The organism is Rhizobium sp. SVR5-2C (genome assembly GCF_056755115.1).
In genome coordinates this window covers 1-21,621 of the sequence record NZ_JBNDHT010000063.1, presented here as the reverse complement: position 1 = coordinate 21,621, position 21,621 = coordinate 1, and the positions used below count along the sequence as shown (strand labels likewise).

The window sequence follows — 21,621 nt, the reverse complement described above, 5'->3', positions numbered from 1 at the left end:
TCATTTTTTGGAGGAATCTCATGGCAATTGAAGCATCCAGCGAGCAGACCCGCGAGCCGCGCATCCGTCTCGGCATGGTGGGCGGTGGTGCCGGCGCGTTTATCGGGGCCGTCCATCGCATGGCAGCCCGGCTCGACGACAAGTTTGAACTCGTTGCGGGAGCACTGTCTTCCACGCCGGAAAAGGCGGTCGCATCGGGCCGTGAGCTTGGCCTCGACCCGTCGCGCACCTATTCCAGCTATCGCGAGATGGCGATCCGCGAAGCGAAGCTGAAGAACGGCATCGAGGCGGTCTCGATCGTCACGCCGAACCACGTCCATTATGACGCCGCCAAGGAATTTCTGAAGCGGGGCATCCATGTCATCTGCGACAAGCCGCTGACCTCCAATCTGGCCGATGCGAAGAAGCTCAAAAAGGTGGCCGACGAAAGCGGTGCGCTTTTCGTGCTGACGCACAATTACACCGGTTATCCGATGGTGCGTCAGGCCAGGGAAATGATTGCCAATGGCGAGCTTGGCGATATCCGCGTCGTGCAGGCGGAATATCCGCAGGACTGGCTGACCGAGGCGGTCGAGCAGACGGGCCAGAAGCAGGCCGCATGGCGCACCGACCCGGCGCAGTCCGGCGTCGGCGGTTCGACGGGCGATATCGGCACGCATGCCTATAACCTCGCCAGCTTCGTCAGCGGCCTTGAACTCGACAGTCTGGCGGCCGACCTCGACAGCTTTGTTCCGGGCCGCCGGCTGGACGACAACGCCCACGTGATGCTGCGCTTCAAGGCCAAAGGTTCGGAAAAGCCGGCCAAGGGCATGCTCTGGTGCAGTCAGGTGGCGCCCGGTCATGAGAACGGTCTGAAGGTCCGTGTTTACGGCACCAAGGGTGGTATCGAGTGGGTTCAGGCCGATCCGAACTATCTCTGGTTCACGCCGTTCGGCGAGCCGAAGCGGCTGATCACCCGCGGCGGTGCCGGAGCAGGGGCCGCTGCGGCCCGCGTTTCGCGCGTTCCATCGGGCCATCCGGAAGGCTATCTGGAAGCCTTTGCGACTATCTACACGGAAGCCGCTCACGCAATCCACGCGGCGAAAAAAGGCAAGGCCGTAGACAAGGCCGTCATCTACCCGACGGTCGATGACGGCGTGAAGGGCGTGGCGTTCGTCGAGGCCTGCGTTGCTTCGTCCAAGAGGAACGGGGCCTGGGTCAAGGTCTGATCTTCGCGCCAAACGACTGATTGATGCAACTTTTGGGCGCATTCTTTCCAATCTTAGGGAGTGCGCTCATTATCGTTTAACAGCGCCGTGGCAGAAGTGGGTGCAACCGGATGGAGAGGCCCTATGAAATCTTCTGCCAGACTAGTGACATGTGCATTGGCGCTCGCAGCGTTTCCGGCATTGTCGCAGGAAGTTCCCAATCGGGTGCCCAACTTCTATGCTGGCCAGCGCGTTCCCGGAATGGTCAACGTGCAGACGACTGTCTCCCTGTCGGTTCCTGTTGACGCGGGGCAGGAACTTGCCGACCAGATCAAGGCGGCCCAGAAAGGGTTCTACGTCATGGCTGGCGGGCAGTGCGATCTCATTCTGGAGACGCTGGCTGAGAGCTGCCAGATCACCAATCTCACGAGCAGTGCGGATCTCAATCGCGGCTCGCGAAACGACATCATCGTGCGCGGCACTGTCACCATGGCCGTGAAGCTGAAGGACAGCCCGCAGAAGCTTTGATGCCGTTCTTCGGCGTTAGGATGATCGAAGCGGCAGCTATCTGCCGCCTCGGATCGTGCGAGACCGTTTCAGGCGGCCACTTGCTTTCGCCTCATCAGCGCATCGATGCTGAATGGGCCGGCACCGGCCGCGACGAAGTACAGGAATAGGAAGCAGAAGAGGATTGCGGCCACGCCGCCGTTCTGCGCCGGGTAGAAGCTCTTCGACGCATGCGCGATGAAATAGGCGAAGGCCATCAGGCCGGAGAGGACGAAGGCTGCAACGCGCGTCTTGAAGCCGACCAGCACAAGGAAGCCCAGCGTCAGTTCCAGCAGCCCTGCGATCCACGGGAGCGAGCCGACCGGTGGAACGCTCGCTGCAGCCGGAAAATGCAGGATCTTCTGCGTTCCGTAGCTGAAGAGCACAAGCGACGAGACGATGCGCAGCACGCTGAGAAGATGGGGCTGCGCCAGATGGATCGAAGAGAGCATAGGATTCCTTTCATCCCCCAAGAATTCAGAGACGTCTCTATCGACGGTCGCCGGAATGACAAATCACGACTGCTGACATTAGCGTTATCGGATATAGCTGGAGGCGCGGCCAGATCCACGGCGCCGAGCGCCCAGCGGAGAATGGTGTACCTGCAACGTTACAGTTTAGTCTGTACAAGCCATCGATGCTTGGCTAAACCGCCACTATGCCGCAATCCACGGGGTTCCAGATGTACGATCCGAAGCTTCTTGCCGCTCGCTTTCCGGGCGATTTCACCTTTGGCGTTGCAACGGCTGCCTTCCAGATCGAGGGCGCCTCCAAGGCCGATGGGCGCAAGCCGTCCATCTGGGACGCCTTCTGCAACATGCCCGGGCGCGTCTATAACCGCCAGAACGGTGATGTCGCCTGCGATCACTACAACCGCCTCGATGAGGACCTCGATCTCATCAAATCGATGGGTGTGAAGGCGTACCGTTTTTCGATCGCCTGGCCGCGCATTATTCCCGACGGCACCGGACCGGTGAACGAAGCAGGCCTCGATTTCTACGATCGCCTGGTCGACGGCTGCAAGGCGCGCGGCATCAAGACATTCGCGACGCTCTATCATTGGGACCTACCATTGACCTTGATGGGAGATGGCGGCTGGACGGCGCGTTCGACGGCTTACGCCTATCAGCGCTACGCGCAGACCGTCATGCGTCGTCTCGGCGACCGGCTCGACAGCGTGGCCACGTTCAACGAGCCGTGGTGCATCGTCTGGCTCAGTCATCTTTACGGCATCCATGCGCCGGGCGAACGTAATATGCAGGCGGCGCTTTATGCCATGCACACCATGAACCTTGCGCACGGTCTCGCCGTCGAGGCTGTCCGGTCCGAAGCGCCGAATGTTCCGGTGGGCCTGGTACTCAACGCGATGTCCGTCATTCCAGGGTCGCAGAGCGAGGCAGACCTTGCCGCCGGCGAGCGGGCGCATCAATTCCACAATGGTGCCTTCTTCGATCCCGTCTTCAAGGGCGAATATCCGCCGGAATTCGTGGAAGCGCTCGGCGATCGCATGCCTGCCGTCGAGGACGGCGATTTGAAGATCATCAGCCAGAAGCTCGATTGGTGGGGCCTCAACTATTACACGCCTTTGCGCGTTGCCGACGATCCGGCCAGGAGCGGCGATTTTCCTTGGACGCTTGAGGCGCCGCGTGTCAGCGACGTGAAGACCGACATCGGCTGGGAAGTCTATGCGCCGGGCCTGAAGAATGTCGTCGAAGATCTCTACCGCCGCTACGAGCTCCCGGAATGCTACATCACCGAAAACGGGGCCTGCTACAACATGGGCATCGTCAATGGGGAGGTCGACGATCAGCCGCGCCTCGATTATTACAGCGATCACCTTGCCGTCGTCGCCGATCTCATCAAGGACGGCTATCCGATGCGCGGCTATTTCGCCTGGAGCCTGATGGACAATTTCGAGTGGGCAGAGGGCTACAAGATGCGTTTCGGCCTGGTTCATGTCGATTACGAAACGCAGGTGCGCACGGTCAAGAAGAGCGGCAAGTGGTATCGCAAGCTTGCGAGCCAGTTTCCCAAGGGCAATCACAAGACGGCATGACCGCACTGTCGATGGCGCGAATCGAAGCGAAGGCGTAAGCCGGACCGCATGGAAAAGCCGATCCTTCTCTATGCGCTTTGCGGCAGCCAGCGGCCGGCCTCGACGAACCGCCTGCTGCTGGAAGCCCTTAGCAGGCATGCGCCTGAGGGCATATCGATCGAAATCTGCGATCTGATCGGCGACCTGCCGATCTTCAATCCTGATCGGGAAGGCGAGAGCACGCCGGCGATCGTCGAAGAGTTTGCGACGAAGGTCCGCGCCGCAGATGGCGTCATCGTCGCCTGTCCGGAATATGCGCATGGCATCCCAGGCGGCTTCAAGAATGCTCTGGACTGGCTGGTCTCCCGTGACGAGGTGCCGTTCAAGCCGCTGATGCTCGCTCACACTTCGCATCGCGGCGAATTCGTACTGTCACAGCTGCAAGAGGTGCTGACGACGATGTCCTTTGCGATCATTCCGCAGGCTTTCCTCAGAGTCCCGGTTCTCGGCAAGACGCCAGATGCGCAACGAGAGGCGCTGATGGCTGCGGCGAAAGATGGAACTCTGGCTGTTGCCCTGAATACCTTCCGCGCAGCGATCGAGACGACCGTCTCCTGAACGGCGTTTTTCCTGAAGTGAGACGCTTTTTTCTTCGGCACTCAATTCAAAGAAAAAATCTCTCTGTTTAATCCGCTATCATTCCGCCCATAAGGTATGGCGTTTCGCGGCGCATGGCTGCCATGCGTGGATGAAATTGAACATTACGGTTTTGCAATGTTAAAGACTGCCTCTCTGTTCCGAATGCGCTACCGAATGCCGGCCTGACTCATGCGCCTGTCCTGGGCCCTTCGATGCGCACAGGATTTTTTGAACTTCGAGAGCATAGATGCAACCCGACCCCAAACCCGCCGCCGCCGCTGCAAATGCCGTTGTCTTTGAGAATGTATCGAAACGCTTCGGCGCCGAAGGCAAATCCTTCACCGCCGTTGACGCGGTCGATTTCGCCGTCGCGCGCGGCTCCATCACCGGCATCATCGGCCGCTCCGGCGCCGGCAAGTCGACGCTGATCCGCCTCGTCAATGGGCTGGAGCGCCCGACAAGCGGCAAGGTCATCGTCGATGGTGTCAATGTGCCCGATCTGGATGAGGCGGGCCTGCGGGCTCTCCGCCGTTCGGTTGGCATGATCTTCCAGCATTTCAACCTGCTTTCTTCGCGCACTGCCTACGGGAATGTCGCGCTGCCACTGGAAATCGCCGGTTTCAAGCGGGATGCCATCCGCGCGCGCGTCGAGCCTCTGCTCGATCTCGTTGGCCTTTCCGACAAGCGCGATCGCTATCCGGCCGAACTTTCCGGCGGCCAGAAGCAGCGCGTTGGTATCGCCCGCGCGCTTGCCACGCAGCCGAAGCTCTTGCTTTCCGACGAAGCGACCTCGGCGCTCGACCCGGAAACCACCCAGTCGATCCTAGAGCTGCTGAAGCGCATCAATGCCGAGCTTGGCCTTACCGTGCTTCTGATCACGCACGAGATGGAAGTTGTCAAAGCCGTTACAAGCGACGTTGCCGTAATCGACCGGGGCGTTATCGTCGAGCGCGGCCGCACCTTCGATGTATTCACACAGCCGCAACATCCGACAACGCGGGCGCTCCTTGCTGGCCTGCCAGGCTCGAAGCTTCCGACAGCGCTCGCATCGAGCCTGCAGCCGCAAAAGGCAGCGGGCGGGCGCGTTGCCGTGCGTGTCACTTTCTTCGGCGCGACTGCGGAACAGCCGCTGATCTCGCAGCTTATTCAAACATTGGGTTCGGATATCAACATCATCGCCGGCACGGTCGATGAGATCGGCGGAGAGCCCTATGGCTCGCTCATCATCGCCTATTCGGCCGATGATGCGACCACCGCGAAAGCGGACAAATTCTTCGAAATGAATGGCCTCATTGCGGAGGTGCTCGGCTATGTCGCCTGATATGCTCTTCAACCTGCTCTACAAGGCGCTTCTCCAGACGCTGCAGATGGTGGCCATCTCCGGCCTCGTCGGCTCGCTGATCGGCCTGCCGATCGGCGTATTTCTGGCGACCAGCGGCAAGGGCGAGCTTTTCCCGGCCCCTGTGAGCAACCGCGTCATTGGCGTGATCGTCAACGCGGCGCGCTCGACGCCCTTCATCATCCTCGTCGTGGCCATCATTCCCTTCACTCGCCTCGTCACCGGCACCTCGATCGGCACCTATGCGGCGATCGTGCCGCTCACGATCGCGACCATTCCCTTCGTCGCAAGACTTGCGGAGGCGGCGATCCGCGAGGTGGACAAGGGCTTGATCGAGGCTGCCCGCGCAATGGGCGCGACACCGCTGCAGATCGTCTTCAAGGTGCTGCTTGCCGAAGCCAAGCCAGGACTTACCCTGGCGCTCACTATCACGCTGGTCAGCCTGGTCGGTTATTCCGCCATGGTCGGCGCGGTTGGCGGCGGCGGCCTCGGAGACCTCGGCATCCGCTATGGCTACCAGCGCTTCATGCCGGAAGTGATGCTTGCTGTCGTCGTGGTGCTGATCGTGCTCGTCCAGGTCATCCAGAGCGCGGGCGATGCGCTCGCCCGCCGCTTCGACAAGCGCAGCCGTAAGACCTGATTTCCGAAATCCAGCCTCCCAAGACTGGCCGCTTGCCAACCTGTTTGAACGATAACATGAAGGAGACATCCATGAAGAAGCTCATCCTCGCGGCCGCACTCGCTGCCTTCGCCGCCTTCCCGGCGCTTGCGGAAACCATCAAGGTCGGCGTGACCTCCGGTGAGCACGCTCAGATCATGGAGAAGGTCAAGGAAATCGCAGCCGAGAAGGGCCTGGACATCGAGATCCTCGAATTCTCCGACTATGTGGTTCCGAACCAGGCGCTGGCCGACGGCGAACTTAATGCCAATTCCTTCCAGCACCAGCCGTATCTAGACAACCAGATTGCCGACCGCGGCTTCGACATCGTCAGCGTCGGCCTCACCATTACCACCCCGATGGGTGTCTATTCCAAGAAGGTGAAGAACCTCGACGAGCTGAAGGATGGCGCGACGATCGGCATTCCGAACGACCCGACCAATGGCGGCCGCGCTCTTCTGGTCCTTGCCTCCAAGGGCCTGATCAAGGTGAAGCCGGATGCCGGATTGAAGGTGACCCCGGCCGACATTACCGAAAACCCGAAGAACATCGAGTTTGCCGAGCTCGATGCGGCCCAGCTGCCGCGCTCGCTGGATGATGTCGATGCCGCTGTCATCAACACCAACTACGCGCTGGAAGCTGGCCTCAACCCCAAGAAGGATGCAATCGCCATCGAAAGCGAAAAGTCTCCTTATGCAAACGTCATTGCGGTGCGTAGTCAGGACAAGGATCAGCCTTGGGTCAAAACTCTGGTGGAGTCCTATCACAGCGATGCCGTCAAGCAGTTCATCGCCGACACCTTCAAGGGTACCGTGATCGCCAGCTGGTAAGCGAGAGATTAAATTTCCGGCTTGATCTGACCCTTCCCGCTCGGCGGGAAGGGTCTTTTTTCGTTTTTAAGATTCGTATTTGAAAAAGTCATGCTGAGCAATTCTCGTGCTGCGGCTTTAACCGTTTTTGAAACCTTGGCTGGCAAGGTCCCCGAGGGTTGAGGATCAATGTATGCCTGCGTTCTTTGGGCAGAAAAGCCAGTATTCGGGGATCGGCCGCCATACGACCGTCGTAGGTGTCCTGTTTTCCTTTGCGCTCATCGTAGCAGTGGTGACCGTCATGGTGCTGACGGCGCTGTCACATGTGGCCGAGAACGCCAACGTTCTTGATGACGAGCGTTCGCGGGAGACGACGACAGGCGCGATCAAGACAGTCCAGGAGCAGCTTGGCGCCACGCTCAACGACTATTCGACATGGAACGATGCCGTGGCCAATGTCTATTCTGCGGATGGGATGGCTTGGACGATCGACAACTACGGTGAAGCGTCCGCCGACACTCCGCTTTTCGACATGACGATCGTCATTGGCGAAGACAAGAAGCCGCTGATTGCCTATCGCAACGGCCAGCCGATGAAGGAAGCGCTCAACGATTTCTTCTCGCCCTCCCTCTGGGCGCTGTTCGATAGCGTGAAGACGGCCGGTCTGCAGTCGCCAGAGGCCGTCGGCTTCGTCGGTACGAAGAGCGGAGTTGCTATGGTTGGCCTTGCACTCGTGCGGGGGAAATTCGGTGCGCTGGATATGCCAGCCGATCAGCGCCGCTACTTGATCCTTGTGCGCCATCTGACCGATAAAAAGATCGCAGCGCTCGGCGAGACCTATCTCATCCCCGGTTTGAAGCTGGTGCCATCGACGTACGACGCGCAATATTCCGTGGCAATCAATGATGCGGCGGGAGAGGCGCTCGGCAAACTCGTTTGGGTTTCCCGCTCCCCGGGCGATATCGGCTACGCACAGGTGTGGCCGATGGTTGTCAAGGCGCTCGGTCTCGTCGGGCTGTTTTTTGCCGTGCTGCTCGTCATTGGTTGGCTCGCCGGACGCCGCCTCAAGGCGGAGGAAATCAGCGCTCGCGAGGACGCGCTCCGCGATCGCCTGAGCGGGCTCTCGAACCGCGAGGGTCTCGGGTTGGCCGTCGACGAGATCGTTGCCGAGGCGAAGCAGACCGGCAAGAGCGTATTGCTTCTCTATCTTGATCTTGACGGGTTCAAGGAAGTCAACGACAGCTATGGCCACGGCACCGGCGACCAGTTGATCCGCGCGGTTGCTGCGGGCCTCAGGATGCTGATACCTGAAGGCGCGGTTCTGGCTCGCATCGGCGGTGATGAATTCGCAATTGCTTTCCTGTCCGACGGCGGCAACGCCGATGCTCTCCAGCTTTCGGAACAGATTCTCGATTTCCTGGCCGAACCACTGGAAATTGGCCGTCGGGTTGTCGTCGTAGGAGCCAGCATCGGCATCGCGATGTCTGCGGCCGGCGCGATTGGCCGCGAAGAATTGGTCCGCCGTGCCGATCTGGCGATGTACAAGGCAAAGGAAGCCGGCCGGGCGCGCATGACGCTTTACGATCCACTCATGGATGCCGACCGGGAGGAGCGCAATGCGCTCGAACTCGACCTGCGCACGGCGATCGACACCGGCGATCTGACACTCGTGTATCAGCCGCTGATCGATGCATCCACACACGAGATGTATGGCGTCGAAGCCCTGGTGCGTTGGAATCGCCCCGGCCATGGCCCGGTCTCGCCGGAGATATTCATTCCGATCGCGGAAACCAGCGGACTTATCGAGGCCCTCGGTCTCTTCGTGCTGCGCAAGGCTTGCGAGACCGCCAAGCAATGGCCGGAACTGCGTGTGGCCGTAAACGTTTCCCCCGGTCAGTTCCGCAACCCGGCCTTTGCTGACTACGTGCGCTATGTCCTTAAACAGACGGGCATCGAGGCAGAGCGCGTGACGCTGGAGATCACTGAAGGCTATATGATCCAGAACCCGCAGCGCACACGCCAGTCCATCGAGCGGCTGAAGACGCTCGGCCTCAAGATTGCGCTCGATGATTTCGGTTCGGGCTTTTCATCGATCGGCTATCTGCGCCAGTTCGGTTTCGACCGCATCAAGATCGACCGTTCGCTGGTCCAGGGCGTTACCGAAAGCGACAGCCAGCGCGAGATGCTGCAGGCGACGGTTGCCCTGGCCCGTTCACTCAACATTCCGGTGACCGCCGAGGGCATCGAGACGGAAGAGCAGGCGCTTGCCGTCCGTCTCTTCGGCTGTGATAGCCTGCAGGGCTTTTTCTTCAGTAAGCCGGTGCCGGCGGACAGGATCACCGAAATGCTGGAAGAAGGCCGTCGGCCCGACCGTTTGGGGCGCGCGACAAGCGCCGCTTAAGTCCCGATGTGCTTCTGGCCGCGCTTTCTGGCGAGCGCGATCTGATGCTGCCGCTGGCGGTAGCGCAGCCGGTCGTCTTCCGTGCGCCTGTGATAGCAGTTGCTGCAGGAGACGCCCTCTTCATAGAGAGACGAACTGACTTCCTCGACCGTGATCGGATTGCGGCAGGCATGACAAAGCTTGTGCTCGCCTTCCTTCAATCCGTGCTCGACCGAAACGCGCTCGTCGAAGACGAAGCAGGCGCCGTCCCATAGGCTTTCTTCCTGCGGAACTTCTTCCAGATATTTCAGAATTCCACCCTTGAGGTGATACACCTCGTCAAAACCCTGCTCCTTCATGAAGGCTGTCGCCTTTTCGCAGCGGATGCCTCCGGTGCAATACATGGCGATCTTTGGCTTGTTATGCAGGCCGGGGTTCTGACGCACCCATTCGGGAAATTCGCGAAAGGTCTTCGTCTTCGGGTCAACGGCGCCGCGGAAGGTGCCGATCGCCGTTTCGTAGTCGTTGCGCGTGTCGATGACGATCGTGTCGGGATCGGAGATCAGCGCATTCCAATCCTGCGGCGTCACATAGGTGCCGACGACCTTGTTGGGGTCGACATCTTCGACACCCATCGTCACGATCTCTTTCTTCAGCTTCACCTTCATGCGCAGGAACGGCATCTTGGACGCACGGCTTTCCTTGTGCTCCAGCGCTGAAAATTCCGGCTGCGCCCGCAGATAGGCGAGCACTGTATTGATGCCGGCATCCGGCCCAGCGATCGTCCCGTTGATGCCTTCATGCGCCAGAAGCAGCGTGCCCTTCACGCCGCTTTCCTCGCAAAGCGCCTCCAAAGGCTCACGCAGGCTCTCGAAGCGAGGCACGGATACAAAATGATAAAGCGCCGCCACGAGGAACGGACTGGTGTGATTGATGCTGCCGGTCATGGGCGCTGAAATACAGAATATGGTCTCGCGGCGCAATCTCCTTCGGCGCCGCGGGCGGAAGCCCCCTCGCTTCACGCCGCGGCGCGCCAGAGCACTTCAATGTGCTTTGCTTCCTTGGCCGGCTTGCCGGCAAAGACTGCCTCTGCTTTCACCAGTGACTCGCGCCTGTCCTCCTGCTGGCGATGGGCGATGCTGTCCAGCAGGCGCGACAGGTCGTCGTCTCGTGTAAAAAGCTGCGGCTCGGCTTCGACCAGCGCGCCGAGCACTGCAAGGTCGTGCACATGGCCGAGGATATCGACAAGTTCCTTCGCGTCTGCGCGCCTCGCCTTCATGGCAGCCGGCCAAAGCGGCGTCAGCAGTCGGTGATAAGCACGAAAATCCTGCGTGCGCTTACGCAATTCGTGAAAGGCTTCGGCGGATGCTTCGTCGTGACATCTCGCAATTGCGGCACGGGCTTTTCTGGCCGTTCTACGCCAGCCCTTGCCGACAAGGCGGATAGCCTTCTTGCCGCTTCCGCTAAAGGACACGTCGTCGAGCGCGGCGAGTGCCCCTTTCAGAACATCCGCCGTTTCCTGCAGCTTCTGCTCGAGGCCGCTTTCGGCCTCGGCCATCCAGTCCCGCCGCGCTTCGAGGATGGCGACGGTGCGGCCGAGCGCTTTGGCCTCCTCTGCACTGCGCGCCTTCTCCTTCAGATACTCCACGGTTCCGATCAGCGCGGCAGCGTCGCGAATCGCGGAGAGCGATCTTGCTGAATCCCTGAGCCGCGCATTTTCGCGCTTCTGAAAATCGGGAACCTCGCGGGCGACGAGGCGGTAGAGCGAGCGCACTTTCTTGAGATTCTTACGGAAGTCATGGATGGCCTCATCTGCGCCATCCGGCTGCTGCTCGAGCGCGGCGATTGCCCGCCACAGCTCCCTGCCGGCGGCATCGCGGAATTCATCGGTGAAGTCGGCGTCAGGCCGTATGCGAAAGGGCATCCTGATCGTACTCGAATTCGGTCGCGAGTGCTTGGTTGGAGTAGCGGAAATCGCCGGAAACTTCGCGTCCGAGCCAAGCGGGATGGGAGGGATCGTCCTTTTCGGACTTCATTTCCACTTCCGCAATCACGAGGCCGCGATGCGCACCGGAAAAGACGTCGACTTCCCAGACGAAGCCTGCATGCGGCACGCGGTAGCGCGTCTTTTCTATCACCAAACCGATGGCGCTTTGCAGCAGCTCCTCGGCATCGGAAACGGGAATATCGTACTCGAATTCGTCGCGGGTAACCGTGCTGCGGCCGATCTTGACCGTCAATCTTGCGCTTTTTCCATCGAGAATGCGCACCCGCACAGAACGATCGTCCGTCGAGGCGATGTAACCCTGCCTGAGGATCGATCTCGTCTCGGCCTTTGAATGCCAGCCGTCGTTGCGTACTAGAAACTTCCGCTCGATCTCTTTCGCCATATCAGTGAACCTTTTGTGACGATGAAGGTACCGTAGCGTAATTTTCCCGGTGGCGATACCCGTGTTGTTGCCGAGGTCGATTTGTCTCGACAACGATGGCTCCTGGGGGTATTCGGAACCCGAATTCAATCGTTTAAAGGAACCATCCGGCCATGGGCGAGAAGACAGAAAAGCTCCTTTCCATCCTCAAACTTCAGCCAGTCGTTCCGGTGCTCATCGTGGACGACGTGAAGTCCGGCGTTTCGCTGGCGCGCGCGCTGGTCGCTGGTGGGCTGAAGGCAATCGAAATCACGATGCGCACGCCCGCGGCGCTCGATGCGGTGCGCGCTGTCGCGGAAGAAGTCGAAGGGGCTGAAGTCGGCGCGGGTACGATCCTGAACGCGCAGCACTGGGAGGCGGCCGTTGCCGCGGGCTCGAAGTTCATCGTCAGCCCGGGCGCCACGCAGGAGCTGCTCGACGCTGCGGCGCAGTCGCCGGTTCCGCTGCTGCCGGGCGCTGCAACGGTAAGCGAAGTCATGGCGCTTCGCGAAGAGGGCTATCAGGTGCTGAAGTTCTTCCCGGCCGAACAGGCGGGCGGAGCCGCATATCTCAAGGCGCTCTCCTCACCGCTTGCCGGCACGCTCTTCTGCCCGACTGGCGGCATTTCGCTGAAGAATGCCAATGATTACCTGTCGCTGCCAAACGTCGTCTGCGTCGGCGGTTCCTGGGTCGCCCCCAAGGAACTCGTTGCTGCAGGCGATTGGGCAGGTATTACGAAGCTCGCTTCCGAAGCGGCGGCATTGAAGGCCTGATATTTTTTCCTCAATCCGGGATGCCGGCGGTTTCCGACGGCATTTGTATTTGCTGCCTGACCTCCTATCTTCATCTCTGGCGCTAATGGGAGATGACGAGGGATGTTCGACGCGAAAAAGCTTCTTGACCAGTTTCTAGGATCGCAAATTCCGGGCGTCGGCGGTACCGTCCGCGACCGGGCAGGCGATGCCGTCCAGTTGGCCAAGGACAATCCGTGGAAGGCTGGAGCATTGGCAACCGTACTTCTTGGAACGAAGACGGGCCGCGGTATCGCGAGCAATGCGCTGACGATCGGGGGGCTGGCTGCCATCGCCGGCCTTGGCTACCAGGCCTATCAGAATTACAAGGAAGGTCAGGCGCCGGCCAAGCCTTCAGATTCGGCTTCGCCTTCGACACCGATCGTATTGTCGGCTCCCGCCGAATCCGGCTTCGGGCCGGAATCGCCCGCTGGCAGCAACGAGTTCGCCCTCGTGCTGATCCGCGCAATGATCGCCGCGGCCAAGGCCGACGGGCATATCGACGATGCCGAGCAAGCGCTCATCATGGACAAGATGAAGGTTGCCGATGTCACCGGCGAAGCCGCATCCTTCATCGAACGCGAACTTGGCTCTCCGACCAATCTCGATGCGCTGGTTGCGGCGGCGAGGACCGAGGAGCAGAAGGTCGAACTCTATACGGCCTCGCGCCTGACGATCGAGCCGGAATCGCGCGCCGAGCGCGGCTATCTCGATCTCCTTGCCGGCCGTCTCGGCCTTGCCGACGCCCTTGTAGATCATATCGAGGCAACGGTTTCCTCCGCCAAGATCAGCTTGTCTCAGTGACATTGGGACCGGTTGCCTTTCAAAGGCGGCTGGCCTATCCACTCTTCGACAAGAGGGGAGTGACATGCGCGATCTATCGAATTTCAAGGTGCCGGCGCCCGGCTATGTGACGCTGAAGGGACGATATGTAACGGTCGAGCCTTATGTGCGTGAGAAGCATCTTCAGGCGCTTTGGGATGGCCTCGGCGGCATGGGCATCAATCCGCTGCTCCTCTACTTCGCGCAGGATGATTTCAACGGGATCGAGGATTTCGCCGCCTGGCTCGAAAACGCCAAGAAAGGCGGCTGGCTGACGCATGTCTTCCGTGACAATGCGACAGGCAAGATCGTCGGCATGGCCAATTACATGCGCGCCGATCCGGCAAACGGCGTCGTCGAAGTCGGCGGCGTCGCCCATGGTGCGGACATGAAGCGATCACCGCTTTCGACCGAAGCGCATTACCTCATGGCCAAGCATGTCTTCGAAGACCTCGGTTACCGCCGCTACGAATGGAAGTGCGACAACAACAACGAGGCCAGCAAGACAACCGCTGCGCGCTACGGCTTCACTTTCGAAGGCGTGTTCCGCCAGCACATGCTTTCCAAGCGCCGCAACCGCGACACCGCTTGGTTTTCCATGATCGATAGCGAGTGGCCGCTGATCAACGAGGCCTTCGAGAGCTGGCTTTCACCGGACAACTTCGATGGCGAAGGCAAGCAGCGACGCCGCCTGCAGGATATCCGCGCCGACATTGAAAAGGAAAGGCTTGCATGAGTCCGGAGAGCCGATCGCAGGCGATCGCTGCTGCCGTCATTCTGCTGGGTGCCGGCCTGGTCATCTATTTCCTCCCGACCCTCGTTCTCTGGATCGGCAATTACTCGCCGGCGCTTGCCTTCGCGGTCGGCGCGATCCTGCTCCTTGGTTTCTTTGTGATTTTCTGGCTGCGCGCTCGCTACCAGCGTAATAAAGGCCGCTGAGCATTCACCCCTGAAGCGATGCGCCGAGCAGCAGTGCACCCATGCAGATGACCAGCACGGCACCCAGGATTTCGATGGCATTGCCGATCCAGATCGACGTTGCCGAGCCACGGCCGGCGATGCGGACGGCCGTGCCCTTGGCGGTGACCGCAATGATTGCGAGGATCGCGACCGTAATCGCCGTGCCGAGGGACATGGCGAGCACGGAAAGAATGCCGCCGAGATAGAGTCCGTTCAGCAGCGAAAAGGTCATGACGAGCAGCGCCCCGGAGCAGGGGCGAAGGCCGACTGCAACGATCGCCGACCAGGCTTCCCGGACACTGAACTTGTCGGCTCCCAGCAGCGACGGATCCGGTGCGTGGGATCGGCCGCAGGTTTCACAGGCCATGCCTGAAATGAACCTGTGTCCCGCCTTGCGCGCGGTGCTCTCGCCGAAGGCGTAGGCGTCCACTTCGCCCCGGCTGTCATTGTCCTTCCAGTCGAGCATCATACTGACCGGGCCTGCGGATGTTGCCACGGCTTGACGTTGCGGCAAGCCGCCGATCATCGAGCGCAGCTTACGAAAAAGCAGCCAGCAGCCAAAGGCAATGACCATCACAAAGCTTGCGATCTCCATTGCGTGCGTCGCCTCTGTCAGCGTTATCCCGCTACCGCGCAATACCAGCCAGGCGCCGCCGACGAGCGCCACCGCCATCACGCCTTGAACGAAGGCAGAGATGAAGGAAATCACCACGCCGCGCTTCAGTTCGAGCTCGTTGGCGATCATGTAGGAGGAGATGACCGCCTTGCCGTGTCCGGGACCGGCCGCATGGAAGACACCGTAGGCAAAGGAAAGTCCGATGAGCGACGTCAACTGCCATGGGTCTTCGCGCATTGCTTTCAGCGCGCCTGTCAGCGCACGGTAAAAAGCTTGCTGCTCGTAATTCACATAGAGGAATAGCGGCGCCAGCGGCCCGCCTGTTGGCTGGAAACTCGGCTCTGCGGTTCCAATGCCGAGCGGCGACTGCGCATGCGCCACACTCGTCATGGCAAGAAGCACGAGCGCGGCCGCGGAAAGGGCCAGCGAGGCGTTCGGTTTCAGCATGAGACCTCCAGCCTGGTGGCAAAGAGCTTGGACATGTTCGTGCCGGTCGGGTCGTTGAAGAAAGCGTCCGTCAGCGACTGCTTGTTCTCCGCAATCACCTGGTCCGCGTCAGGCCGCAGCACGTCATGCTTGCAGCTCTTGAACCCGTCGCCGACGAGCGCCAGTTCGTTGTCCGTTGGAAAGTCTATCGAGGTATAGAGCGTCGGGTCGTAGACACCGAAGGTCAGCTTGCCCTTCAGAGGCATCTTCTCCGCGGGCTTCACCGCGAAGAACATCAGAAGCTGGCCTTCCTTGTAGTCGACGTGGATGATGTCCGGCTTCTGCACGGTCACGTTTTTGCCGTCGATCGTCAGGTTCATATAGTAGTCGTAGTCGGCCAGTGAATCCCGGACCGTCTTGCCGACCTCCGCGAGTTCGTTGGGTTCCAGCTTTAGATCGGTGTTCTTGTCAAAATCCATGACGACGGAGGAGGAGAAGATCTCGTCGAAGCGCCAGACGTTCCGCAGCTCCTGAACACTGCCGTCGGGTGCCGCAACGACTTCGAGCCGAGCTTCGACGAATATATGCGGATGTGCCATAGCCGCGGCCGGCGCAAGCGAGATCAGAGCGGCTACCGGGAGTATCGATTTTTTCATCTTGTCGGGTTACCGCTCTGCCCAAATCGGATGGTGTCTTCTTGCCGGAGAATGGGACGGAATTGGGACCTGGTCTCAAGGCGGCAAAGTGCCTCAGGCGATCCTCAAGGGTGCTTCTTGAACCAGGCCTGGAGGTAGTCCACGAAGATGCGGACTTTTGCCGGCAGGTAGCGCCGATGCGGGTAGACGGCGTAAATCCCGCGATCCGTGGGCAAGTAGTCATTGAACAGCGTCACGAGGCGGCCGTCCTCGATAGGCTTGCGAGCGATGAAGTCCGGAATGACCGCAATGCCGATACCGGTGAGTGCCGCGCGCAATGTCGCATGCGGACTGTTCACTTCGATCGGTCCCGAAACAGCCACCGCAAACGAGGTGCTGTCCGGGTTGTAGAAACGGACGCTCGCCTGCGTGCGCGAGTTGGTGTCGACGATGAAGGGAACGTTGGAAATGTCCGTCGGGTGCTCGATATTCGGATAGCGCTCGAGGAACTCAGGCGTCGCGCAGACATGCACGCGGAAATCCGAGATCTTGCGCGCGATCATTCCTGAATCTTCCAGCTTCGTGACGCGAATTGCCAGGTCGAAGCTCTCTTCGATCAGGTCGACGAACCGGTCGTCGGCAGCGATTTCCAGCTGCAGATCGGGGTTCTCCTTGGCAAAGTCGATCAGCGACTGCCCGACATCCGCATCAACGAAGGTGCGCGGTACGGAAATCCTTAGCCGGCCTTTGAGCAGCGCGTTGTTCTCGCGGACCAGATCGGCGAGATTGTCGATCTCCTTCAGAATGTCCGAGGCGGTGCGGTAATAGGTGTGACCGGCCTCGGTCATGGAGAACTGGCGGGTCGTGCGGTTGAGCAGCAGGGCGCCGAGCTCATCCTCCAGCTCCCGCACATATTTGGAGAGCAGCGCCTTGGAGCGGCCGGTGCGCCTTGCGGCCGCGGAAAAGCCTTCTGCTTCAACAACATCGATGAAGGCACGTATGCGGGTCAAGGTGTCCATGGCGATCCTCTATATCTGTTGAAGAACGTTGAACAAATTGTCCTTTCGCGTTCAATTATTTTTTTGAGTTGGAGCATAAAATTTCTCTTGATTATGACGGCGAATATTCCTATTTCCGGGTCAGCCCAAAGTCGCACGTGCCCATGGGTGTCCGCCGAACCCTCGAATTGGTGAGGAAATCGGTAAGGTACCTGGAATTAACCCCTCCAGTCGCTATTCCGGCCAACCGGAGAATGCGAGGACGCCTGAAGCAACGACGGTGCGGGCCTTTTTGTTCTCTCCCTGCTTTCCATCAGCGGGGGTTACTGAAGAGGCACACCTTCATTGCCGGAAGTGCGGTTGGGAATCTCCCTCCAATCCATGGCAGACAAAGCCGGATCCATGTCGCTTATGCGGCGTTGATTCATCATTTGCGCTATCAAGCGCTTGCTAAGGTTCCGGGGTCTCCACCGGCTGGTTCCTATGCGAGCGATTGATCGCCCTTTGTCCTCCGGTGTTTTGCCGGAGCTCTGGAATTGGAAAAGGGATTGATATGACCACTCAGCGCATCCGCGACTTTCTCGCAACCCGACGTCCCGACGGTCCCTGCCTGGTGGTCGACCTCGACGTCGTGCGCGACAACTTCTCCGCTTTCCGTCATGCGATGCCGGACAGCGCGATCTACTATGCCGTCAAGGCAAACCCGGCTCCTGAGGTCCTGAAGCTGCTCGCCGACATGGGCTCCAACTTCGATTGCGCGTCCGTCGCTGAAATCGAAATGGCGCTCAACGCCGGTGCGACCGCTGCCCGCATTTCCTACGGCAACACGATCAAGAAGGAACGCGACGTTGCCCGCGCACATGCGCTCGGTGTCAGCCTTTTTGCTGTCGATAGCCATGAGGAAGTCGAGAAGATCTCGCGCGCCGCTCCCGGCGCCCGCGTCTTCTGTCGCGTTCTGACGGACGGCGAAGGTGCTGAATGGCCGCTGTCGCGCAAGTTCGGCTGCGTGCCGCAGATGGCTGTCGACGTTCTTGTCTATGCTCATCAGCTGGGCCTCGAGTCCTACGGCGTCTCGTTCCACGTCGGTTCGCAGATGACCAAGGTCGATGCCTGGGATTCGGCCCTCGCCGATGCCAAGCGCGTCTTCGTCCAGCTCGCCAAGCAGGGTATCCACCTGCAGATGGTCAATATGGGCGGCGGCTTCCCGACCAAGTACCTGCGTGACGTTCCGTCGGCAGAAGCCTACGGTCGCGCGATCAACCAGAGCCTTCGTGATCACTTCGGCAACCAGATCCCGAAGACGATCATCGAGCCGGGCCGCGGCATGGTCGGCAATGCCGGCGTCATCAAGACTGAAGTGGTGCTGATCTCGAAGAAGTCGGACAACGACGCTGCTCGCTGGGTGTTTCTCGACATCGGCAAGTTCGGCGGTCTCGCCGAAACCATGGACGAAGCCATCCGCTACCCGATCCGCACCGAGCGTGACGGCGACGAGATGGAGCCCTGCGTCATTGCTGGCCCGACCTGCGATTCGGCCGACGTGCTGTATGAGAAGAATCTTTATCCGCTGCCGATCTCCCTTTCGATCGGTGACGAGATCCTGATCGAAGGCACCGGCGCCTATACGACGACCTATTCGGCCGTCGCGTTCAACGGCTTCGAGCCGCTGAGGGCCTACGTCATCTGATATCGCCAGCCCCGTAGCCAGCCGGGGCGGCACCTTCACAATAGTCTGTCGATACCGTCTGAAACGGTTTTGAGTGCGGGAGGCCAAGATGGCCGCTGTTCTTGATTCTGTCCGCGCATTCTTTGCGCCTCATGTCTTCACCATCGACTCCGAGAAGCCGTCGGATGTCGTCGCCCGTGAAAACCTGCTCGATCGTGCCATGGGGCCGCATCGCCGCAAGAAGTCGTCGGAGAAGATACGCCGCGGGCGCATTCCGGCAGAAGGACTGGCACTTGTGGCACGTGATCGCGACGGTCATGTCATCGGTACCGTGCGCCTCTGGAACATCGAAGCGGGCGTCAACACCGAAGGCACGCCGATCAACGCGCTGCTGCTTGGGCCGCTGGCCGTCGATTCCAGCTTCGAAGGCAAAGGTGTTGGCTCGGCGCTGATGCGTGCGGCGCTTCTCGAAGCCAAGAACCGTGGACATGGTGCGATCCTGCTCGTCGGCGATGCGCCCTATTACGAGCGCTTCGGCTTCTTCGGAGACAAGGCTCGCCATCTCGTCATGCCCGGTCCCTTCGAGCGCGCGCGTTTCCTTGCGCTTGAGCTGACGGACGGCTGGCTTGAGGGTGCAGCGGGCATGATCGTTCCCTCGGGGCGGAAGCTGCACAGGATGCCGGCACGGAAGGCTGCCTGACGAACCGAATCCTCTCCTGAAAGGAGGGGCTTTTCTGTTTTCAGCTGCCGAGCCGGCCGGTCTCGATCAGCCAGCCGACTGCGTCCTGCACCGCGTCGAGCGAGCTGTAGCGCGGCCGGAAATCCAGGAGATTACGGGTCTTCTCCATGCTGCAGTTCGGGCTGCGGGCAATATGTTCCAAGGTCGCCGTCGCATCCTCCAGCGTCTGATCCTTCTTCCATTCGTCATAGGGCTTGAAAGCCAGATTGGGTTCATGGCCGAACCAGCGGTACATGGCCTCGGCATAGCCGCGCAGCGTCAGCGCCTGGTCCGAAACGGCGTGGAAGCTTTCACCGGTTGAAGCGCGCCAGTTGCCGATCGCTGCCATGAAGAGGGCGGCGATGTCGTCGGCATGGACATGGTGCACCGTTTCCAGCCCAAAATTGGGAAGCGTGAGCTGACCGCCGCGAGCGATGGTCTCAAAGGCTGCGAGGTTGAAATGCCCCGCCGGGTTGAGCGGTGCCCATCCGCGACCGACAATGTGGCCGGGATGGATCAGCGTAACGGGCAGGCCGCGCAGCTTTGCCTCCCGCAGGAAATAGTCTTCGATCGCCTTTTTCTGAATGCCGTATTCGCCGAAGGGGGTCTTCGGCGCGTCCTCCCGGGTCGGCACGGCAAGAGAATGGCCGTGGGTCCAGATCGTGCCGGTATGCAAGAGATGGCCGACATGGCCGTTCAAGGCTTCCCCAAGCTGCTGCGCACTCTCGAGCGTGAAGCAGATCTTGTCGATGACGATATCGGCCTTCGATGCGCGGATTGCCTGCCCGAAGCTGCCGTCCTTTTCCATGGCAGCACGATCCATCTGCTTCTTCTCGACGCTCTTCCACGCGGCATGCCGCGTATAGGGCTCGGCGTTTCCGCGGCTGATCGCGACCACGTCGTGCCCCGCCTCTACAAGCCGTGGGACCAGATAGGTACCGACGTGACCCGTTGCTCCGATAACGACGACGCGTGCCATAGGTTCTTCCTCCATTCATCCGGCCCGGACTATGTCGTGCCGTAGGTGACACCTGCAAGGGGGCCGATAAAGTTTCACGTCTGCGTGAGAGGGTTCGTCCCACCCGTGATCTATCGACTGGGCGGCACTAGGTGATGGGCATGCTCAGGACTTTTGTTGTCTTCGCCGTTATCTTTTTCCTGCCGCTCGCCGCTATTGCGCAGGAGGAGCGTCTGGGCGAACTGCTCGACAATCTCCAGACGCGGCAGGCGTTGACACCGCTGAAGGCGGTCATCGTTGCAAAGGACGGGCGGGTTGTCGCCGAACGCGGTTATCGTGGCCATACGGCGTCCGAATCGACCAATATCAAGTCCGCGTCGAAGGCGATAATTTCGGCGCTTGTCGGCATTGCCATCAGCAAAGGCCTGCTTGAGGGGCCGGATCAGAAGATCGCGCCGATCCTTAAGGCGGACCTGCCGCAGTCACCGGATCCGCGGCTGAACGAAATCACCATCGGCAACCTGCTCTCCATGCAGGCGGGCCTTGGCCGCATGTCGGGACCGAACTACGGACGCTGGGTTTCAAGCCGGAACTGGGTGCGCTTCGCACTCTCTCAGCCTTTCGATGACGAGCCTGGCGGGCGGATGCTTTATTCGACGGCTTCGACGCATCTCCTGTCTGCAATCCTCACAAAGGTGAGCGGCAAGCCAACGCTTGCCCTGGCAAGGGAATGGCTTGGACCGGTGACGGATTTCCGCATCGGAGCCTGGGAGCGCGATCCGCAGGGCATCTATCTTGGCGGAAACCAGATGGCCATGAGCGCCCGCTCGCTGCTTGCCTTTGGCGAGCTCTACCGCAACGGCGGCAAGACAGCGGAGGGAAGGCAAGTCGTTCCGGCCGATTGGGTGGCAGCATCCTGGCAGCCCCGCACGAATTCTCGCTTCTCCGGCGATGCCTATGGCTATGGTTGGTTCGAGCGGAGCCTTGGCGGCGAGAACGTGCATTTCGCCTGGGGCTACGGCGGCCAGAT

Annotated in this window: 23 protein-coding genes; 15 read left to right on the top strand and 8 right to left on the bottom strand. The window is 60.3% G+C overall.

Translation table 11 applies throughout. The annotated features are described in order from the left end of the window. Nucleotides 1-20 precede the first annotated feature (20 nt). A complete protein-coding gene (locus ACPYOI_RS18650; protein ID WP_481416390.1) occupies nucleotides 21-1,208 on the top strand; it encodes a Gfo/Idh/MocA family protein in 1,188 nt (395 codons plus the stop codon). A gap of 123 nt (nucleotides 1,209-1,331) precedes the next feature. Next, nucleotides 1,332-1,715 (top strand): hypothetical protein, encoded by a 384-nt coding sequence (locus ACPYOI_RS18645; RefSeq protein ID WP_481416389.1) that lies wholly within the window; start codon nucleotides 1,332-1,334, stop codon nucleotides 1,713-1,715. Between the two features lie 68 nt (nucleotides 1,716-1,783). Here the strand turns inward: ACPYOI_RS18645 and ACPYOI_RS18640 are convergent, their stop codons facing one another. Further along, nucleotides 1,784-2,185 (bottom strand): DoxX family protein, encoded by a 402-nt coding sequence (locus tag ACPYOI_RS18640; protein ID WP_481416388.1) that lies wholly within the window; start codon nucleotides 2,183-2,185, stop codon nucleotides 1,784-1,786. A gap of 230 nt (nucleotides 2,186-2,415) precedes the next feature. Between ACPYOI_RS18640 and ACPYOI_RS18635 the strand changes: the two genes are divergently transcribed. From ACPYOI_RS18635 to ACPYOI_RS18610, 6 genes are all read left to right on the top strand, one after another. Next, nucleotides 2,416-3,789: a GH1 family beta-glucosidase gene (locus ACPYOI_RS18635; RefSeq protein ID WP_481416387.1), complete on the top strand. Its 1,374-nt coding sequence runs from the start codon at nucleotides 2,416-2,418 to the stop codon at nucleotides 3,787-3,789. A 48-nt stretch (nucleotides 3,790-3,837) separates the two neighbouring features. Next, nucleotides 3,838-4,386, top strand: coding sequence for an NADPH-dependent FMN reductase (locus tag ACPYOI_RS18630; protein WP_481416386.1), 549 nt, complete (start codon nucleotides 3,838-3,840; stop codon nucleotides 4,384-4,386). Between the two features lie 268 nt (nucleotides 4,387-4,654). Then, complete coding sequence (locus ACPYOI_RS18625; protein ID WP_481416385.1) at nucleotides 4,655-5,728, top strand: methionine ABC transporter ATP-binding protein; 1,074 nt, start codon at nucleotides 4,655-4,657, stop codon at nucleotides 5,726-5,728. Then, nucleotides 5,718-6,386: a methionine ABC transporter permease gene (locus ACPYOI_RS18620; protein ID WP_481423161.1), complete on the top strand. Its 669-nt coding sequence runs from the start codon at nucleotides 5,718-5,720 to the stop codon at nucleotides 6,384-6,386. The genes ACPYOI_RS18625 and ACPYOI_RS18620 overlap by 11 nt, the downstream gene beginning before the upstream one ends. Before the next feature lie 71 nt (nucleotides 6,387-6,457). Further along, nucleotides 6,458-7,234, top strand: coding sequence for a MetQ/NlpA family ABC transporter substrate-binding protein (locus tag ACPYOI_RS18615; protein ID WP_481416383.1), 777 nt, complete (start codon nucleotides 6,458-6,460; stop codon nucleotides 7,232-7,234). Nucleotides 7,235-7,406: 172 nt separating this feature from the next. Then, nucleotides 7,407-9,614, top strand: coding sequence for a bifunctional diguanylate cyclase/phosphodiesterase (locus ACPYOI_RS18610; protein WP_481416382.1), 2,208 nt, complete (start codon nucleotides 7,407-7,409; stop codon nucleotides 9,612-9,614). On the opposite strand, the gene trhO is transcribed toward ACPYOI_RS18610, so the two are convergent. The 3 genes from trhO to ACPYOI_RS18595 all read right to left on the bottom strand — a co-directional run bounded on the left by trhO (nucleotide 9,611) and on the right by ACPYOI_RS18595 (nucleotide 11,983). Next, a complete protein-coding gene (trhO, locus tag ACPYOI_RS18605; RefSeq protein ID WP_481416381.1) occupies nucleotides 9,611-10,540 on the bottom strand; it encodes an oxygen-dependent tRNA uridine(34) hydroxylase TrhO in 930 nt (309 codons plus the stop codon). The two genes, ACPYOI_RS18610 and trhO, sit on opposite strands and share 4 nt — an antisense overlap. Nucleotides 10,541-10,611: 71 nt before the next feature. Further along, nucleotides 10,612-11,517, bottom strand: a complete 906-nt coding sequence (locus tag ACPYOI_RS18600; RefSeq protein ID WP_481416380.1) for a CHAD domain-containing protein — start codon at nucleotides 11,515-11,517, stop codon at nucleotides 10,612-10,614. Continuing rightward, nucleotides 11,495-11,983 (bottom strand): CYTH domain-containing protein, encoded by a 489-nt coding sequence (locus ACPYOI_RS18595; RefSeq protein ID WP_168831637.1) that lies wholly within the window; start codon nucleotides 11,981-11,983, stop codon nucleotides 11,495-11,497. Before ACPYOI_RS18595 ends, ACPYOI_RS18600 begins: the two co-directional genes overlap by 23 nt. A gap of 152 nt (nucleotides 11,984-12,135) precedes the next feature. On the opposite strand from ACPYOI_RS18595, the gene ACPYOI_RS18590 reads away from it, so the two are divergent. The 4 genes from ACPYOI_RS18590 to ACPYOI_RS18575 all read left to right on the top strand — a co-directional run bounded on the left by ACPYOI_RS18590 (nucleotide 12,136) and on the right by ACPYOI_RS18575 (nucleotide 14,553). Then, on the top strand, nucleotides 12,136-12,774 hold the full coding sequence (locus tag ACPYOI_RS18590) for a 2-dehydro-3-deoxy-phosphogluconate aldolase (protein ID WP_481416379.1): 639 nt from the start codon (nucleotides 12,136-12,138) through the stop codon (nucleotides 12,772-12,774). A gap of 102 nt (nucleotides 12,775-12,876) precedes the next feature. After that, complete coding sequence (locus tag ACPYOI_RS18585; protein ID WP_481423160.1) at nucleotides 12,877-13,596, top strand: tellurite resistance TerB family protein; 720 nt, start codon at nucleotides 12,877-12,879, stop codon at nucleotides 13,594-13,596. Nucleotides 13,597-13,660: 64 nt separating this feature from the next. Next, complete coding sequence (locus ACPYOI_RS18580) at nucleotides 13,661-14,350, top strand: GNAT family N-acetyltransferase (RefSeq protein WP_481416377.1); 690 nt, start codon at nucleotides 13,661-13,663, stop codon at nucleotides 14,348-14,350. Continuing rightward, nucleotides 14,347-14,553, top strand: a complete 207-nt coding sequence (locus tag ACPYOI_RS18575) for a hypothetical protein (RefSeq protein WP_481416376.1) — start codon at nucleotides 14,347-14,349, stop codon at nucleotides 14,551-14,553. Before ACPYOI_RS18580 ends, ACPYOI_RS18575 begins: the two co-directional genes overlap by 4 nt. 4 nt (nucleotides 14,554-14,557) lie before the next feature. Here the strand turns inward: ACPYOI_RS18575 and ACPYOI_RS18570 are convergent, their stop codons facing one another. The 3 genes from ACPYOI_RS18570 to ACPYOI_RS18560 form a co-directional block, all read right to left on the bottom strand. Beyond that, nucleotides 14,558-15,637, bottom strand: coding sequence for a nickel/cobalt transporter (locus ACPYOI_RS18570; protein ID WP_481423159.1), 1,080 nt, complete (start codon nucleotides 15,635-15,637; stop codon nucleotides 14,558-14,560). After that, on the bottom strand, nucleotides 15,631-16,272 hold the full coding sequence (locus ACPYOI_RS18565; protein ID WP_481416374.1) for a DUF1007 family protein: 642 nt from the start codon (nucleotides 16,270-16,272) through the stop codon (nucleotides 15,631-15,633). The genes ACPYOI_RS18570 and ACPYOI_RS18565 overlap by 7 nt, the downstream gene beginning before the upstream one ends. Nucleotides 16,273-16,376: 104 nt before the next feature. Further along, a complete protein-coding gene (locus ACPYOI_RS18560; RefSeq protein WP_481416373.1) occupies nucleotides 16,377-17,270 on the bottom strand; it encodes a LysR family transcriptional regulator in 894 nt (297 codons plus the stop codon). A 532-nt stretch (nucleotides 17,271-17,802) separates the two neighbouring features. On the opposite strand from ACPYOI_RS18560, the gene odc2 reads away from it, so the two are divergent. Beyond that, complete coding sequence (odc2, locus tag ACPYOI_RS18555) at nucleotides 17,803-18,936, top strand: ornithine/lysine decarboxylase (protein ID WP_481416372.1); 1,134 nt, start codon at nucleotides 17,803-17,805, stop codon at nucleotides 18,934-18,936. 88 nt (nucleotides 18,937-19,024) lie between these two features. Beyond that, nucleotides 19,025-19,615: a GNAT family N-acetyltransferase gene (locus ACPYOI_RS18550; RefSeq protein ID WP_481416371.1), complete on the top strand. Its 591-nt coding sequence runs from the start codon at nucleotides 19,025-19,027 to the stop codon at nucleotides 19,613-19,615. 40 nt (nucleotides 19,616-19,655) lie between these two features. Here ACPYOI_RS18550 and ACPYOI_RS18545 read toward each other — a convergent pair whose 3' ends face one another. After that, nucleotides 19,656-20,612 carry an NAD-dependent epimerase/dehydratase family protein gene (locus ACPYOI_RS18545; RefSeq protein WP_481416370.1) on the bottom strand — a complete coding sequence of 319 codons (957 nt, stop codon included), beginning with the start codon at nucleotides 20,610-20,612 and terminating at the stop codon, nucleotides 19,656-19,658. A gap of 140 nt (nucleotides 20,613-20,752) precedes the next feature. On the opposite strand from ACPYOI_RS18545, the gene ACPYOI_RS18540 reads away from it, so the two are divergent. Then, on the top strand, nucleotides 20,753-21,621 hold an 869-nt coding region (locus ACPYOI_RS18540), incomplete at its 3' end, for a serine hydrolase domain-containing protein (RefSeq protein WP_481423158.1).

What these genes read in the sequence shown, in the direction of transcription:
- ACPYOI_RS18545 (WP_481416370.1), bottom strand. Translation starts at nt 20,612, where the DNA reads ATGGCACGCGTCGTCGTTATCGGAGCAACGGGTCACGTCGGTACCTAT.
- ACPYOI_RS18600 (WP_481416380.1), bottom strand. Translation starts at nt 11,517, where the DNA reads ATGCCCTTTCGCATACGGCCTGACGCCGACTTCACCGATGAATTCCGC.
- ACPYOI_RS18550 (WP_481416371.1), top strand. Translation starts at nt 19,025, where the DNA reads ATGGCCGCTGTTCTTGATTCTGTCCGCGCATTCTTTGCGCCTCATGTC.
- ACPYOI_RS18570 (WP_481423159.1), bottom strand. Translation starts at nt 15,637, where the DNA reads ATGCTGAAACCGAACGCCTCGCTGGCCCTTTCCGCGGCCGCGCTCGTG.
- ACPYOI_RS18610 (WP_481416382.1), top strand. Translation starts at nt 7,407, where the DNA reads ATGCCTGCGTTCTTTGGGCAGAAAAGCCAGTATTCGGGGATCGGCCGC.
- ACPYOI_RS18625 (WP_481416385.1), top strand. Translation starts at nt 4,655, where the DNA reads ATGCAACCCGACCCCAAACCCGCCGCCGCCGCTGCAAATGCCGTTGTC.
- ACPYOI_RS18640 (WP_481416388.1), bottom strand. Translation starts at nt 2,185, where the DNA reads ATGCTCTCTTCGATCCATCTGGCGCAGCCCCATCTTCTCAGCGTGCTG.
- ACPYOI_RS18650 (WP_481416390.1), top strand. Translation starts at nt 21, where the DNA reads ATGGCAATTGAAGCATCCAGCGAGCAGACCCGCGAGCCGCGCATCCGT.
- ACPYOI_RS18585 (WP_481423160.1), top strand. Translation starts at nt 12,877, where the DNA reads ATGTTCGACGCGAAAAAGCTTCTTGACCAGTTTCTAGGATCGCAAATT.
- ACPYOI_RS18595 (WP_168831637.1), bottom strand. Translation starts at nt 11,983, where the DNA reads ATGGCGAAAGAGATCGAGCGGAAGTTTCTAGTACGCAACGACGGCTGG.
- ACPYOI_RS18590 (WP_481416379.1), top strand. Translation starts at nt 12,136, where the DNA reads ATGGGCGAGAAGACAGAAAAGCTCCTTTCCATCCTCAAACTTCAGCCA.
- ACPYOI_RS18620 (WP_481423161.1), top strand. Translation starts at nt 5,718, where the DNA reads ATGTCGCCTGATATGCTCTTCAACCTGCTCTACAAGGCGCTTCTCCAG.
- ACPYOI_RS18560 (WP_481416373.1), bottom strand. Translation starts at nt 17,270, where the DNA reads ATGGACACCTTGACCCGCATACGTGCCTTCATCGATGTTGTTGAAGCA.
- ACPYOI_RS18645 (WP_481416389.1), top strand. Translation starts at nt 1,332, where the DNA reads ATGAAATCTTCTGCCAGACTAGTGACATGTGCATTGGCGCTCGCAGCG.
- ACPYOI_RS18635 (WP_481416387.1), top strand. Translation starts at nt 2,416, where the DNA reads ATGTACGATCCGAAGCTTCTTGCCGCTCGCTTTCCGGGCGATTTCACC.
- ACPYOI_RS18630 (WP_481416386.1), top strand. Translation starts at nt 3,838, where the DNA reads ATGGAAAAGCCGATCCTTCTCTATGCGCTTTGCGGCAGCCAGCGGCCG.
- trhO (WP_481416381.1), bottom strand. Translation starts at nt 10,540, where the DNA reads ATGACCGGCAGCATCAATCACACCAGTCCGTTCCTCGTGGCGGCGCTT.
- odc2 (WP_481416372.1), top strand. Translation starts at nt 17,803, where the DNA reads ATGACCACTCAGCGCATCCGCGACTTTCTCGCAACCCGACGTCCCGAC.
- ACPYOI_RS18615 (WP_481416383.1), top strand. Translation starts at nt 6,458, where the DNA reads ATGAAGAAGCTCATCCTCGCGGCCGCACTCGCTGCCTTCGCCGCCTTC.
- ACPYOI_RS18575 (WP_481416376.1), top strand. Translation starts at nt 14,347, where the DNA reads ATGAGTCCGGAGAGCCGATCGCAGGCGATCGCTGCTGCCGTCATTCTG.
- ACPYOI_RS18580 (WP_481416377.1), top strand. Translation starts at nt 13,661, where the DNA reads ATGCGCGATCTATCGAATTTCAAGGTGCCGGCGCCCGGCTATGTGACG.
- ACPYOI_RS18565 (WP_481416374.1), bottom strand. Translation starts at nt 16,272, where the DNA reads ATGAAAAAATCGATACTCCCGGTAGCCGCTCTGATCTCGCTTGCGCCG.